Genomic DNA, 15,344 nt, shown 5'->3' with positions numbered 1-15,344 from the left:
TCCAGATTTGCTGGCCTTCTCCAATTCTTTTCAAGAATACGTCAAAAAAGTATTAAATCGTTAATACTTGCTGTGATACGGCGTATTTTTCGCCATTATCCACGATTGATCACAGGTTATATTCTTTCTCTATTGTTATTGGGTATTTGTTGGATCTTGTTCCCGTTCAAACAAATCAGAATTGGATTCATCAATACTGAACGAATTGGACACCTGGCACTCAATCTTGAATTATTCTGTCGTAAGCAGCAATCAGGTTATTCTAAAGGCTGGACACATATTTTTCTGGCGGGAAATCCATGCAATCAACAATTGTTGACCATGTGGAAACGACATCTTCACATTTTTCAAATACCTGTATTGTGGGAGTTATTATGGCCAGTTCAATGGTTGTGGAAAACATCACGGTTTTTTGAACCTCTGGAGATGCTGTCGAACGAATATGAAGACTTTCAGACTGGACATCCAACTCTTTTTTTTACAGAAGATGAGAAAAAAAAGGGGAGAAATTTTTTATCAACGTTAGGAATTGATCTTGAAAAACATTGGTATGTCTGCGTTTTTGCACGTGATGAAGCCTATCTCAATGTGAATTACCCTGGTGCTGACTGGGGTTACCATCAATTTCGCAATGCGGATATTGATCACTTTATTCCTGCCATTGAATATATCACAAACCGGGGAGGATTCGTGATTCGCATGGGACACCATGTTGGAAAGCCCTTGAAGTTTAGGCATCCTCAGGTGATTGATTATGCTTTATCCGCCCGAAATGATTTTGCTGATATCTATTTAATGGCACATTGCCGTTTTGTATTAGGCACCACTTCCGGTATTTGTGACATTGCCATGATTTTTGATGTCCCCCGTATTGGGACTAACTTTGTACCTATCGGACATATGCCGCATGGTAAACATTGTTTATATCTTCCCAAGCTTCTTTTTCAAAAAGAAATGAACCAGCCTGTTCCTTTTAAGTGGATTTTATCAGAAACCAGAAAGCGTGAACACCCCTGGAATTTTGATGGTGAAACAATCACCAAAGCGGGTTATGAATATGTGGAAAATAAACCAGAAGATATTTTAGCCATTACCCAGGAAATGATGGACAGATTGGAAGGAATATGGAAACCATCGATGGAGGATCAAGAATTGTTACTCCACTATTTTAACCTTTTTCCTCAAGATCATTGGTCAAAAATGGTCAAAACCCCCATTGGATTGGAATTCTTTAAAAAATATCGTGAGTTTTTCATTTCATGAAATAGCTGGTGCTATTCAGATATACATTAATTCGAACTATAACTAAGAATAAATTCTATGAAATCCAATTTGGTTGTCCTTCTTTATCGCCACGTCATAGCTGAAAATAAGAAGGCTTTTTGGGGGGTCATGTTGATCAGTGTCTCTGTTGCGATAGGTGAAATGGTTGGGGTTTCTGCGCTTTACCCTTTTTTTTCGATGCTCAGTAAACCGGATTTAATCCAGGAACAGAAAACATTGCAAGCATTATACGATTGGGGAAATTTTGTTAGCACGCAACAGTTTGTTTTCTTTTTTGGTGTTGGCGCATTAGGTGTTTTCATTGCTATCAATATTCTTGGTTATGTTAAAAATGTGTTTATCGCACGATTCGCATTCAGACAATCCGCCAAAATTTCGGTTAAATTGTTACGTAATTATCTGGAACATCCATATCTTTATTTTTTGACACATGATATTGGGGAAATTAGTAAAAATATTATGGTGCAATCGGATGCGGTAGCTCATGGAGTACTATATTCATGGATTATTATAGTCTCTGAATTTATGGTCCTTTTTTTAATAACTTCCATCATTATCCGTGAAAATGCTGTCATTGGTGTGATCCTGTTTGGAGTCTTTTTACTACTACTATTAGTGGTTTATAGATTGGTTAAAAACATCTTATATAAAGCCGGTGAAGAAACAGACGCAGCTAATGGTCGACGATTCAGTTATTGTTTGGAGGTCTTTGGATCCATCAAGGAAATCAAGGTATCTCAGCAAGAATCCTTTTTTGCCGACCAATTTTCACCAATTGCTATGAGGCATGCGCAGGCATTCACAAAAGCGAATATTATTCAATTATTCCCACCTGCATTCATGCAACTGCTTACAATAAGCGGCTTAATGACATTGACCCTATTTTTTATTTATGAGCAGACACAATTCAATACTATTTTGTCAACACTTTCTCTGTATGCAATTGCGGGATATCGCATGATGCCCTCATTTTCAAAAGTTGCTAACGCAATTTCTGTTATTCGGCAGCATGGACCTATTGTCAAGAATGTACTGAATGTGTTAACCCAAACACCAAAAGTTTCTTTGAATCGAGAGCAAATCAATCCAATTTCTTTCAATGACGTAATAAAACTAAATAATTTGTGTCTTTCTTATCCCGGATCCAATAGCAATGTGTTTGATAATCTGAATATCATTTTTAAAAAGAACAGGTTGACAGCACTCGTTGGCCGTTCAGGGGCCGGAAAAACATCGTTAGTTGATGTCCTAACAGGATTGATTCCCCTTCAAAATGGACAGATTCTTGTCGATCATGCAGAATTGTCTGATGACTCCAGATTTAATATGTGGAGAAGACTTATCGCTTATATTCCTCAATCCATTTTTTTAATGAATCGGAGTATAGCTAGTAATATCGCATTTGGAGTTCACAGTGAGGATATTGACTGGAAAAAAATGAAAAAGGTGATTGAACAGGCCCATCTTGAAAGTTTTATTCAGGATCTTCCTGACGGATGGAACACCAATGTTGGTGAGCGAGGAAACAGATTGAGTGGTGGACAAATTCAACGGATTGGTATTGCGAGAGCTCTTTATCGTGACCCAGAAGTGATTATCATGGATGAATCTACCAGTGCCTTGGATGGAATTACAGAACAGCAAATCATTCAAACACTGCAAGAACTTAAAAAACAAAAAACCATTATTGTGATTGCTCATAGGAACACAACGGTTCGCTATAGCGACTATATTGTGTTGATGGATAAGGGAAATGCTGTTGATGCCGGCACTTATGAAGAATTAGTGAACCGCAACCCATATTTTGCGAGCTTAATGGTACATTCAGAGAATAAAAACTAATATGGCTATCGAAAAGATCATTGATCTCTTAAATTCTGATAAGAATTTCCGTTATGTTCTATTAACTCCCTGCCATTATGCCATCGGCAATTGTGCTGAAGAAATATATTTTGGTTTTCTGAAAGCCAGACGAGAAGGTAAAAAATTGATGGTTTTCCATCTTCCTGAACTACCTGGGATGTTCAAATATCGATGGCTCAATAATCATGAAATATTTGATGTGGATTCCGATTATCGTCATTTTTCCACACAAAACAGGATTGAACGATTAGCTCAAGCAGGTCTGATAGCGTATCACATGCCTTTACGGGCACTCAATCGGCCATTTTCAAAGATTGCTCGTCATCCGTTGACTGATCATTATCTGTACCCGTCTATTGGTCCATTTACTTTGTGGCAACCCGAAGCCTCACAGGATTATTTTGCATGGGAGATTGCAGAACGTTATGATTGGCGAACACAGATGCAAACTTATTTACCCATCAGATTAAGGGCTGAGAAACAACTCAACGCAGAGCAAATACGTCAAAAGTTAGGGCTTCCTCGGGATGTGTGGTTTGTCTGTTTGCATGTAAGGGAAGGGGGATATCATAAGGATCATGCCCAAAGTTCGGTCAGAAATGCGGATATCCTCAATTATGTTCCTGCTATTGAAGAAATCACAAAAAGAGGTGGTTGGGTCATTCGTCTTGGTGATAATACCATGAAGCCTCTACCTGCTCTCAAGCAAGTAATAGATTATCCTTTCACGCCATGGAAAAGCGAGTTGATGGATCTTTATTTAATTCAGGAATGTCAATTTTATATTGGCTCTCAATCCGGAATTTGGGATATTGCGGTGCTGTTTCAAAAACCGTTATTGATGCCGAATATGTGTCACTGGACCATGAGTTATCCGCCTAAAGAGGGTGACTTAGGCTTGCTCAAACACGTCTATTCCCATTCACGCAAACGATTTCTGTCTGTTGAAGAACTCTTTCATGAACCTTGGGAGGCTCAGCATTTTTTAGGAATTGGGCCGGATTACCATATGGAAGAAAATACCGCTGAAGAAATAAAAACTCTGGTGCTGGAATATCTGGATAGATCCACATCCATACCTGCCGAAACAAATTTTCAACAAGCAGCCAATAAGCAACGTGTTGCTCAAGCGAAACAACTATTTGAAAAACAAATGTTTGATCGTCATCGAGATGATATTTATAACAAGTATCGCATTGCTTCTCGTGTGTTAGGTTGTGGCGGAACATTAGGTTCTCATTTTTTAGCAAACTATTGGAAAACATCTAAGTAGGAGCACCGTAGTTTGTTGTGGATAGATGCCTGAACAGCGGGTTTATATGCAAAATGGGATTAGAGAATTGTGGTTTATCCCGCTGCAAGCGGACAGGTATTACTCAAGCGGATTACCTTCCAAGTCCTTTGAAAATCAATCTGAATCTTAATATATGAGGATGCAGTTATGGGACACGTCTTCGCAAAAATTGAACTCAGCAACCCCCGACACCCTGAAGACATGCCTCTTCAGGTAAATGCACTCGTTGATACAGGCGCTCTAATGTTATGTATTCCTGAACATGTTGCGCTACAACTTAATCTGGAAACAGAATCAACACGTGAGGTATCGGTTGCCGATGGGCGTAGTCTGAAAGTTCCTTATGTTGGTCCCATTAAAATAGTGTTTCAAAAACGATTCTGTTATGTTGGCGCTTTAGTCCTTGGCGACGAAGTTTTGCTGGGCGCTGTACCCATGGAAGATATGGATTTAGTGGTCCATCCCGGACGCAGAATTGTTAGTGTAAATCCTGAAAGCCCCAATATTCCTCATGCAAGAGTAAAGGGAGTGGGTTCCGATTCGCAATAATGAATCTTTTTAAACTCAAATAATTCTAATAAAACAAAGGCTCTTGCCACTGCTTAATAATTTTTCGTAACGGGCAAAATCATGTTTTTAAAAAACATGAAAAACTGCTAAGGCTAACTGATTTTTTATGAAAGATTTTTGCAATTTTCTATTTTCTCGATGCTATCAATACCAAGCTGGTCTTTTGGATGAGCATCTGGTTCAGACTGCATTAAATGAGACCATAGCGGATGTTCAGTTTCATTTTCCTCAGATCAGTCAATCCCAGATCATTGAGAAAATTGAATCGAATGACAGTGAGTTGGCAATATTTCTTTACCGTTTGGGACGTAATATTTTGTTAACAATACCCCATTCTACCATGCTCAAACATATCCACTGGATCATGAGAGAAGTTTGTTCGTGTGAGATTTATTTTTCCAATCAAATTGATGTAGGCTTTTACTTGGTCCATGGTATAGGGACAGTGATTGGCTCAAGGAATGTGATTGGCAAGGGATTTAAAATTTATCAGGGGTGTATCATTGGACATCGACTTGGACAAAGTCGTGGCGTGATTATTGGGGACCATGTCACTGTGTTTGCACACTCACAAATTTTAGGAGATATCCAGATTGGGAATCATGTAACCGTGGATTGCCTTTCCCTGGTAATCAAGGATGTTCCTGATAAACAGAAGTGTGTGGGTATTCCCGCAAGATATGAGGCTATCAAATGACGACAGCCATCATTGTATGTGGAGAAACATCATTAGACACAATCAAAAAAATGCAACATGTTGCTGTGTTGAGTCCATTTAGAATACGCGGTCTCCTTAATTCAGGAATTCATTGCATATCGTTATTTGATATTGAACTCAGTGACTCTGACAATCATTCATTGTGCAAAAAACTGGATGAAAACTTACAACAGGAACACCAAAACAATCCTGTTTTAAAATGGGCCCCATTAGCATTTTGTGATGTCTATTTTCGGTTTATTTATTATTACCAATTCAAACAACGACTCACACTGTGGCTAAATGAACGTCCGGTAAAAAAACTGGTTTTATCTTCTGGTAAAGAAGGAGAACTTCTTCTTGCCGCACGATCTGTTTGTGAACAACATGCGATTGAACTGGAAATATTGCAGGGACCGCTGGATGATTTTTCATGCACCCGGAGTTCACATTTTTATTTACCTCATGATTTACCTCTCCCTGATGAATTAGCCCCATCTTGGTCAGTCAATGGGTTGTTATCCTTCCTGAAAAAAAAATCACAACAAAAAGTCTTGGTTCAATCCTACTGGAATCTTCCCACTGAAACCTTACCAGCTATTCCTTTCAAATGGATTTACGCAATTGGAATCAAAAGGGGAATTAAAAATCTGCTGTCCAGACTCCTGAGAAAAACGGTTCAAGAAAACCAGGCATTACCCTGGGAAAATTTTGTATATACCTCTCCTGAGGATACTCAATGGTTGGACGAGTCCAAATGGGATTCTTTTGATCCTTATGACAGATTCGTGATTAATTCAGTACTCAACCATTTTTATCAAAAATATCCTGTTTCTCATCTGGATCAACTGGTCAATCGTGTCACTCACTTCTTAAAAGTATTCGAAACAAAAAAAATTATTTTGATGCATGATTATGTGCCTAGCAGTCGGCTACTCTGTTTTGCCGGGCATATGGTTGGAGCGACTATTCAAAATTTGCCTCATGGCGTTATCTGGGAGGGTTGTTCTCCGGAAATGAACAATGAATTTTCTCCAGATACCATGCTTGTATGGAATGAATCATCAAAAAAAATGTGTTCCCGTTATGTTTCCAATGCTGTTGTAGTAACTCATCCTCGTAATCAAATTCCTTTGGTACCTCTCAAAAAATTTAATCTTGGAGGGACCAAAATCAATGTATTAGTATTAATGGGCAGTCGTGTGATTCCTTCTCTGACCCAACGAATGGATTGTTTTGAAAGCGATTTTCTGGAAATCTGGAAAGGTTTGAAACAATTGGATATCCAGAATATCAGTGTTAAATATCACAACGCTGCTCCTATTATTACAGCTCGAACACAGAACTCTGTGAAATTACTGGAAGAGACCTGTGGAGAAAAATTCACAACGATACCAGCGTCAATTGATGTACGCAAAATCATACAGAACTATGATCTGGTTATTGTTTGTGCTTGTACAACTGCTATTTTGGAAGTTATGCAACGTGGAATACCCCTGTTGGTTTTTCGAGGTTATCTTGAGAATTGTGGCGTATTGAATTCATTCCAATTACCAGAAGCGAATACGGCAGAAGAATTGGTGAGTTTACTGGAAAATTACCCACATGAACTTTATGATGCTCAATTTAAATCATGTCTGGATTCTCTGACTCAGGGTGTAGACTGGTTTTCACTGTAATTATTGAGATTTACCCAATACTGTCTATTAAATAAAGAAAGTTTCATGACTGATATTACGCAACTCAAAGAAATTGATTCCGGGATTTGGGAAAAAGCCATTTTAATTCGCAGAGTCGAAGAGACTTTTCTGGATTTATTTTCTCAAGGGAAATTAAACGGAACGGTGCATACCTGCATTGGACAGGAATTTTCCGCGCTTGCTTTTTGCAATTCCTTGATAAAAGGGGATACGGTTTTTTCCAATCATCGATGTCATGGCCATTATTTAGCGTACACTCATGATGTTGAAGGTCTGATTGCGGAGCTGATGGGCAAATCGACAGGCACCTGTGGTGGAATTGGCAGTAGTCAGCATTTATGCAAAAATAATTTTTATTCCAATGGCATTCAGGGGGGGATTGTGCCTGTCGCCGCAGGCATGGCCTTGTCCCATAAGCTACTGAAAAATGGAAATATTGGAATGGTTTTCATTGGGGATGGAACATTGGGAGAGGGGGTCCTCTACGAAACCATGAATATTATATCAAAGTGGAATATTCCACTGTTGATTGTGTGCGAAAATAACTTCTATGCTCAATCTACGCCTCAATCTATAAATCTTGCAGGAAGTATTCTCAGCAGACCAGATGCCTTCGGGATTAAAACATTTCATAGCAACACCCGGGAGGTTGCCCGGATATTTCATGAAGCTCATGCTGCGATAGATTATGTGCGGCATGAGAACAAACCCGCTTTTTGTTTGATTGATACTTATCGTCTGAAAGCTCATTCGAAGGGCGACGATGATCGGGACCCCGCTGAAATAAAAAAATATGAGGCACTGGATCCAATTCATCAATATGCGCAAAATTTTATGGAACAATACCAGCAGATCCTTCAAGATACGAATCAACGTATCAGCAGCATTATTGATCGCATGACTGAGGAAAAGGAACTCGCCTTTGAAAAATATTATCAACCCGCATATTGTTATTCCAGTTCAAAATGGGACACTGTACTGGATATTGATCGTCGACAGATTGAATTAATTAATGAATTTTTTTACAATAAAATGCAGGAGGATTCTCGCCTTATTTTTATGGGCGAGGATGTTTTATCTCCTTATGGAGGAGCATTCAAGGTGGCGAGGGATTTATCCATGAAATATCCCGATCAGGTGCTTTCAACCCCCATCAGTGAAGCTGCCATTACTGGAATAGCAAATGGTTTGGCCTTGGGAGGCATGAAGCCTTTTGTGGAAATTATGTTTGGTGATTTTATCACTTTGGCTCTGGACCAGATCATCAATCATGCGTCCAAATTCTATCACATGTATAACCACCAGGTTTCCTGCCCAGTCGTCATTCGAACTCCTATGGGAGGGCGACGAGGCTATGGTCCCACCCATTCTCAGACTCTTGATAAATTTCTGGTGGGTATTGATAACGTTTCTGTGATTGCCTTGAACACCTTGATCAATCCCAAAGATATTTATGAAAATGTCTATCAAAGTCAACATCCTGTCATTGTGCTGGAGAACAAGGTGGATTATGGCCGAAAACTGATTCGGAAAAATATTAAAAATTATAAAATTGAAAAAAATCGTGATCCATTTCCTTGTATTCGTGTTTCTCCTGTAAAATCTCTTCCAACTGTGACCCTGATCACCTATGGCGGTATGCTGGAGCAGGTTATAGAACAACTGGAGCATATCTTTATTGAAACAGATTTTCTGCCTGAATTGTGGGGCCTAACCCAAATTCATCCGTTAAATCTCACACCTGTTCTGGAATCTGTAAAGGCCACAAAATGTGTGTTGGTTCTTGAAGAAGGTAGTGGCTTTGCTGGAATAGGGAGTGAAATCATTGCCTCTATCGCAGAACAAATGCCGGAGGCTATTTTATATAAAAGAATTTCTGCCCTGCCTGTGCCAATTCCTTCTGCAAAAGGACTTGAAAACAGGGTTCTCCCAACTCATGAATGGATTATTCAAACACTTCAGGAGATGAAATCATGAAGGTTCTACAGGAAATAATCATTCCACAGGAAACAGTGAATGATGAGTTCGCAACAATCATTAAGTTGTATTTCCCTAATGGACAAAAAATAAAACAAGGGGATACACTGGTAGATTTTGAATCGTCGAAAGCTGTGGTTTCCATTGTCGCTGAACAGGATGGCTATATAACTTATGATTGTCAGGAAGGTGAAGAAGTTCCAATTGGGAAAGTTGTAGCAAAAATTACGGATACATCAGATGTTGCACAATTGATAGACAATCAAACTCAGGATGTGTCACAGCATAGTGAAATCCGGACTATTTTCTCAAAAGAAGCTCAGCATTTGGTCCAACAGCATAAATTGAGATCTGAATTATTTAACGGTCAAGCTTTTGTTTCCAGAAAAGATGTAGAAAAAAACCTGGGCCTCAGCCCCACTGTACCTGTTAAAATTCAGAAAGAACTTCCTAAAGCCCTGAATGTTGATCTGTCCAGAGTAGAACTGAAAAAAGTCACGGCCAGTAAACGTACTGAAATCAACTGGTTATCATCAGTACAGTCAGCCAACTTAAATAGTGTTCTGTACATCACTGTAGAGACAGAAGGAATATTTGATTTCACCAAAAATTCGCTCCTGTATCTGAAGGAATCTCTCTTACCCTTGATTTCGTATGAGAGTTCCCGTTTATTATTAAAATACCGTGAACTCAATGCTTTTTTTGTAGACGATCAGATTGCCTATTACAAAGAGATTCATTTAGGTATTGCGGTGGATCTGGAAGATGGATTAAAAGTTTTAACTATACCTCATGCTGATCAAAAAAACTTGCTTGCCCTGGAAGAAGAAATTTTTAATCAGGTCAATAAGTACATAGATCAAAAATTGGAGGCGACTGATATTACAGGTAGCACATTTACCATTACAGACTTGTCTGCTGATGGTGTTTCATTTTTTTCACCACTCATAAATAAAGATCAGTCTGCCATTCTGGGCATTGCTTCGATCGATACAAAATTAAATCAGTGTGTATTATCGCTGGTTTTTGATCATCGCGTTACAACAGGGAAACAAGTCTCAAATTTTCTGAGTCAGTTGAAAACAAGATTGGAAAGTTATCGATATACGCCAAACAACGATTTGATTCAAAACCAGACGCCCCCCATTCCGCTTCATCAGATTCAGTGTTGTCGCTGTATGAAAGGTCTTGAAGAAGACGCAGCTATGGATGGTCCTGGCATGATCAAACTTTTTGATCACCAAGGAAAAGAAAAATTTATTTGCTGGGTCTGCCTGAACGGAAGTAATTTATAACAGTGAAACAATATGATAACGGATTTTCAAACGATCAAAGAAATTATTGCGCCATTCAGAAAATTGGAGGCCGGAGCTATTACAACGGATACTGTGATTGACAAGCGTACAATTGGTTCCATCATGATTCATCGGATGTATGCGTCCCTGGCTAAAGCAGGTTTTAGTATCCCGTCATTTGATCAGATAAAAACTGTTCAGGAACTGTTGACTGCGTTAAAACTTGATTCCTTCAGTTCGAATAACAGTCCTAATCATGCCTCTGTGAGGCAGGCATTTCCCCAAAAAATAATAAAACCTGTTTCAGACTCAGCAGCGCTGGACACTATCTGGGAGCAATATTCTCTCCAAATGGGGACTCTCTCCATTGGGATGGATCTTGAGATGATTCATAATTTCCCTAACGCAGTGGATTTTAGAACGGAATCTTTTTATCAACTGAATTTTTCCTCTCAAGAGATTTCTTATTGTATTCTCCAAAAACATCCTGTGCAGAGCTTTGCTGGTAAATTCGCTTCAAAAGAAGCTATCCTCAAAGCAGATAATTCTTATCGTGGGATGCCTTTTTCTCAAATCTCCATTATGAACTCACCGGATGGAAAACCTTTTTTTCCGGGATTTTTGATTTCTATTACCCATACAGAAGAATATGCGGCAGCAATCGCCGTTAAAATCAGCTAGAGCAGGCAGATGAAGTTACTATTATTTCTAAAAAAATGGCTCAAAAAAATACCGGGGATTCTGTTTCTGTACGAGTTTCTATTGCTATGCAGGGCGGATATGTTTGCCAGAGGACGTACAGTGCTCCTGTTAATGATTTCCAATCTGCTTCCTGACTTTCTATGTTTTGCCAAAATACGCCCATTTTTCTTGTGGTTGGCAGGAGCAAAAATAAAAAGTATCCGAAAAACTTTTATCCGTCAGGGGTTTTTTGTGGAATATGCATCCAACTTGATCCTTGGGGAATATAGCCTTATCAATCGCAATGTCTATTTTTGTGGTAATGGAATAATCCAGATTGGTGACTTCGTTCGGATCGCCATGAATGTCCAGATTATTAACATTTCACATGAAGGTGAAATTTGGGAGCGTGATGTGGTTCAGCCTGTCATTATTAAAGATGGATGCCATCTTTCAGCGGGTTCAATCATATTACCCGGTACGGTATTGGAAAAAAATGTTTTTGTTGGCGCAGGAGCGGTGGTTTCAGGAAATACCCGTCCTGGGGGAATTTACATAGGCAATCCCGCACGTCTGGTTGGTTTTCGTAAGGATTTGAATAATGCTTCCACAGTGTCCGATGCAGGAGTGACTAATGGCTGACAATCCAGAATTTAAATACTTTTCCAATAAAGATCTGGATCGTATCAATGAAAATTATATGAAGCCAGTCTTTGATGAAATCATATCCAAATATGATTCCCATCTGAACCATGTTTTGGATTATGGTTGTGGCAATGGCGTCTTTGGCAGTTATTTTAAGGAACACACATCCTGTTCACTCACAGGCATTGATGCAAGTACCTATGCTTTGGAACAAGCCATAAAATCAGGTTATGATCAGGTCATTCAGTTAGGTGATTTTTGCTCCCAGAATGTACCTCTCCATGATAACAGTATTGATTTTGTTTTATGTAAAGATGTGCTGGAGCATTTGTTGGACCCGTTGTTTGTTTTGAATGAAATTCATCGAGTGTTGAAGATAAATGGACTGTTATTACTTCATATTCCCAATCACTTTCCCTGGGTTTATCGGTTGAAATTTCTGTTTACCAATGATCTGGATACTCAAAAGTATTTCCCTGACGCAACAGATTGGGATTTTCCCCACATTCGTTTCTTCAGGTTGGCTTCATTGGTCAATAAGCTTGAGGAACGGGGTTTCAAAATTCTTGAAAACTACTCTGATTTTTTTACCCTCTACCTTCCTAAAACAGGAAGAATACCAGGATTAACCCATCTTCAAAAATATCTTGCGGCTAAAACTCCGGATCATTTTGCCGCAGGATTCACGTTATTGTGCCAAAAGTCCTGCTAACGCTGTTTAATTATGAAAATTTTGTTGTTTACTGAAAACTTCTGGTGTGGAGGTCTCGACACGTTTATCATTACCCTGATAAATAGTTGGCCTTATCCAGAAGATGAATTTGTTGTGGTGGCCAATCAGAGCCATCCTGGATTGTCAATCATCAGGCAAAGAGTAAAACGTCCCTGTCGAATTGTCGGACATAATATTCGATTGTATTCAGAATTTTCTCTGAAGGTGAATATGCGTCCTTTGTTAAAAAAGATGTGTAAACCTTTGAATCCTTTTTTGAAATATTCTTTTTTTGAATATTACATAGTTTCTCTCAAAAAACTGTTCCTGACAGAAAATGCTGACGGCCTGATTGTTATAAATGGAGGATATCCGTCCTCAGATTCATGCCGTGCTGCCAGTATTGCGTGGGGGATCTCCGGGAAAAAATACTCAATCCATAATTTCCATAATATGGCCACGCCCTCTTCCTGGTGGAATACAGCCCTGGAAAATGAGATTGATCGGTTAGTTTTAAACTATTCTGCGGCCATAATTTCAGTATCCCGTGTCTGTGCCGAGTCCATCCAGATTCGTCCTGCGATAAAGGATAATCCCAAGGTAACTTATATTTATAATGGAATTGAGTCCCCCACTTCTACAGCAAATTCTTTGTCATTAAGACACGAACTGAAACTGTCTGAAAACGAATTGATCTGTCTCATGTTGAGCACCTATGAACCCCGCAAAGGACATGATTTTTTGTTGCAAGCTTTTCAGCAAGTTATTCAGCAAGTTCCATCTGCCCGTTTAGTGATATGTGGTGATGGGTTTCCCGCTGAAATTTCCAGAGTCAAATCCCTTGTGACTCAATATTGCCTGAACCAGTCTGTTTTTTTAATGGGATTTCGTAAGGAGATCCACCCCCTGCTAAAGGATGCGGATATATTGACTGTTCCCTCCCAGTCATTTGAATCTTTTGGGCTAACGAGTGTGGAGGCCATGTCGTGCAAAGTCCCAGTGGTTGCCACCAATATTGGAGGAATTCCTGAAGTTGTCGCCAATGATGACGGGGGATATTGTGTGCAGCACAATGATGTGAATGGATTTGCCCAAGCCATGATTCGCTTGCTCAAAAATCCGGATTTACGCCGAGAACAAGGGCAAAAGGGATTTGAAAGATACCAAAAATTATTCACAGCAGAACGAATGGCCTCAGAATATGCCGCACTGCTCAGGAATAGTGCGATGAGTCGGGGTGATGGTTCCATTTAATGCATTGCGTTTTGTCTGGTTTTTCTCATGAATAGATCAGTAGATTTCACCTCGGAGGAGGCGAAATCTGCAACTTACTGATCAACACGGTCCTTTTTGAGAGGCCCCTGAAATTATTTTTTGTGACTGATCACCCACAGTCAGAATAACTGAACCGTATCATATCAAAAGGTGCGTTATGAAAAAAACAGAACAGGAATTGCAAACAAAACTGGAAAAACTTGACTTACAGGTACAGCAGATCGTTCTTGAAGGACGAACCAGAAAATGGTTTCACTGGCCATCCACCATCATCGGTGTATTGGTGTCATCTGTCATGTTAGCTGTTTTGGGTTATGCCAACACACCAAACAACATCAGTCGCTCTGATTTCACATCTGGAACGGTTATCAGCGCATCCAACATGAATTCCCAATTCAACAACATTTATGCTGTAATGAATGACCTACTGTCGCTCATCCAAGTCAAATCTGGAAAAGTCGGTATCAACAACGCCACGCCTGAACACACACTTGATGTGTCTGGAAACGCCCGTGTTACGGGGACATTAAATGCTAGCTATTTTCCTTCTGGGCGCAACGATAAAATATTCATACAACCTCATTCAACCAATCCAACATTTCAGATTTCTATTAATGCGGATTACCTCACACTGTATGGATCTGCCAATATTGTGCATATTGCATCGTCAGTCTCAACAATAGTCGATATCACCGTCAGTGGTTCTGGTGGGTTGGACAGCGGATCGGAAGCCCCTAATACTTGGTATTATGTTTGGACTATATCGGATGGCACAACAGTATCAGGTTTATTATCAACGTCCGCAACATCTCCTACTTTGCCAAGTGGATCTATCTACAAGAAATTAGTGAGTGCCGTACGAAACGATAATGCAAGCAATTTCATTTATTTCTATCAACAAGGAAATCTTTACTGGAAAATTCCAATCAATATTGATGGTGCAGGCCCAGGTTACGGGATTTCCAATGCAGGCTCATCGGCAACCAGTCAAGTGATTACTGAAATGCCGGTTGCGTTTGGTGGTAAAGCTTTAGCTGAGAAGTTATTTCTGAATTTTTCTGGCACAGTTTCCAACACAATCAATATTGGTCCTAATTCATCATTAACAAATCAGATAGTGATCTTGAATTCGACGGGATCTTTCTCTTATCCGGTTCAAACAATAATGGATGCAACGGGGAGTTTTTACCTTAATATATCGGGAGGGTTTAATGTCAAAGTTTATGGTTGTGAACTGAATTTTTTCTGACGTGAACTGCGGGCAAACTTAAATAGTAATTAAACCAATCCAATTTGAAAGCATTCGCTTTGAAGATTCACGATGCACTGGTTCATCATTCTATCAAGGATG

At 39.4% G+C, this 15,344-nt stretch carries 13 protein-coding genes; all 13 read left to right on the top strand.

Features of this window, described 5'->3' with window-relative positions; all coding sequences use genetic code 11:
• The first annotated feature begins 156 nt into the window (after nt 1–156).
• The 13 genes from HQM11_12040 (at nt 157) to HQM11_11980 (ending at nt 15,242) form a co-directional block, all read left to right on the top strand.
• Nucleotides 157–1,263 (top strand): TIGR04372 family glycosyltransferase, encoded by a 1,107-nt coding sequence (locus HQM11_12040; GenBank protein ID MBF0351753.1) that lies wholly within the window; start codon nt 157–159, stop codon nt 1,261–1,263.
• Nucleotides 1,264–1,320: 57 nt separating this feature from the next.
• The gene (locus tag HQM11_12035; GenBank protein MBF0351752.1) at nt 1,321–3,126 is read left to right on the top strand and encodes an ABC transporter ATP-binding protein; all 1,806 of its coding nucleotides are present in this window, start codon (nt 1,321–1,323) and stop codon (nt 3,124–3,126) included.
• A 220-nt stretch (nt 3,127–3,346) separates the two neighbouring features.
• A complete protein-coding gene (locus HQM11_12030) occupies nt 3,347–4,420 on the top strand; it encodes a TIGR04372 family glycosyltransferase (protein ID MBF0351751.1) in 1,074 nt (357 codons plus the stop codon).
• Between the two features lie 168 nt (nt 4,421–4,588).
• Nucleotides 4,589–4,990: a clan AA aspartic protease gene (locus tag HQM11_12025; GenBank protein ID MBF0351750.1), complete on the top strand. Its 402-nt coding sequence runs from the start codon at nt 4,589–4,591 to the stop codon at nt 4,988–4,990.
• A gap of 127 nt (nt 4,991–5,117) precedes the next feature.
• Nucleotides 5,118–5,708, top strand: coding sequence for a hypothetical protein (locus HQM11_12020; GenBank protein MBF0351749.1), 591 nt, complete (start codon nt 5,118–5,120; stop codon nt 5,706–5,708).
• The gene (locus HQM11_12015) at nt 5,705–7,387 is read left to right on the top strand and encodes a hypothetical protein (protein ID MBF0351748.1); all 1,683 of its coding nucleotides are present in this window, start codon (nt 5,705–5,707) and stop codon (nt 7,385–7,387) included. Before HQM11_12020 ends, HQM11_12015 begins: the two co-directional genes overlap by 4 nt.
• Before the next feature lie 45 nt (nt 7,388–7,432).
• Nucleotides 7,433–9,385, top strand: coding sequence for a pyruvate dehydrogenase (locus HQM11_12010; protein MBF0351747.1), 1,953 nt, complete (start codon nt 7,433–7,435; stop codon nt 9,383–9,385).
• A complete protein-coding gene (locus tag HQM11_12005) occupies nt 9,382–10,680 on the top strand; it encodes a 2-oxo acid dehydrogenase subunit E2 (GenBank protein MBF0351746.1) in 1,299 nt (432 codons plus the stop codon). The genes HQM11_12010 and HQM11_12005 overlap by 4 nt, the downstream gene beginning before the upstream one ends.
• A 135-nt stretch (nt 10,681–10,815) precedes the next feature.
• Nucleotides 10,816–11,361, top strand: coding sequence for a 4'-phosphopantetheinyl transferase superfamily protein (locus HQM11_12000; protein MBF0351745.1), 546 nt, complete (start codon nt 10,816–10,818; stop codon nt 11,359–11,361).
• 132 nt (nt 11,362–11,493) lie between these two features.
• A complete protein-coding gene (locus tag HQM11_11995; protein MBF0351744.1) occupies nt 11,494–12,003 on the top strand; it encodes an acyltransferase in 510 nt (169 codons plus the stop codon).
• Nucleotides 11,996–12,718 (top strand): class I SAM-dependent methyltransferase, encoded by a 723-nt coding sequence (locus HQM11_11990; GenBank protein ID MBF0351743.1) that lies wholly within the window; start codon nt 11,996–11,998, stop codon nt 12,716–12,718. The genes HQM11_11995 and HQM11_11990 overlap by 8 nt, the downstream gene beginning before the upstream one ends.
• A 231-nt stretch (nt 12,719–12,949) precedes the next feature.
• A complete protein-coding gene (locus HQM11_11985) occupies nt 12,950–13,972 on the top strand; it encodes a glycosyltransferase family 4 protein (protein MBF0351742.1) in 1,023 nt (340 codons plus the stop codon).
• Between the two features lie 178 nt (nt 13,973–14,150).
• Nucleotides 14,151–15,242: a hypothetical protein gene (locus HQM11_11980; protein ID MBF0351741.1), complete on the top strand. Its 1,092-nt coding sequence runs from the start codon at nt 14,151–14,153 to the stop codon at nt 15,240–15,242.
• The last annotated feature ends 102 nt before the right edge of the window (nt 15,243–15,344 follow it).

It is taken from the genome of SAR324 cluster bacterium (assembly GCA_015232315.1).
Classification (GTDB): Bacteria; SAR324; SAR324; order SAR324; family NAC60-12; genus JADFZZ01.
The sequence above is the reverse complement of the archived record's forward strand: the minus strand, read 5'-3'. Positions and strand labels throughout refer to the sequence as shown.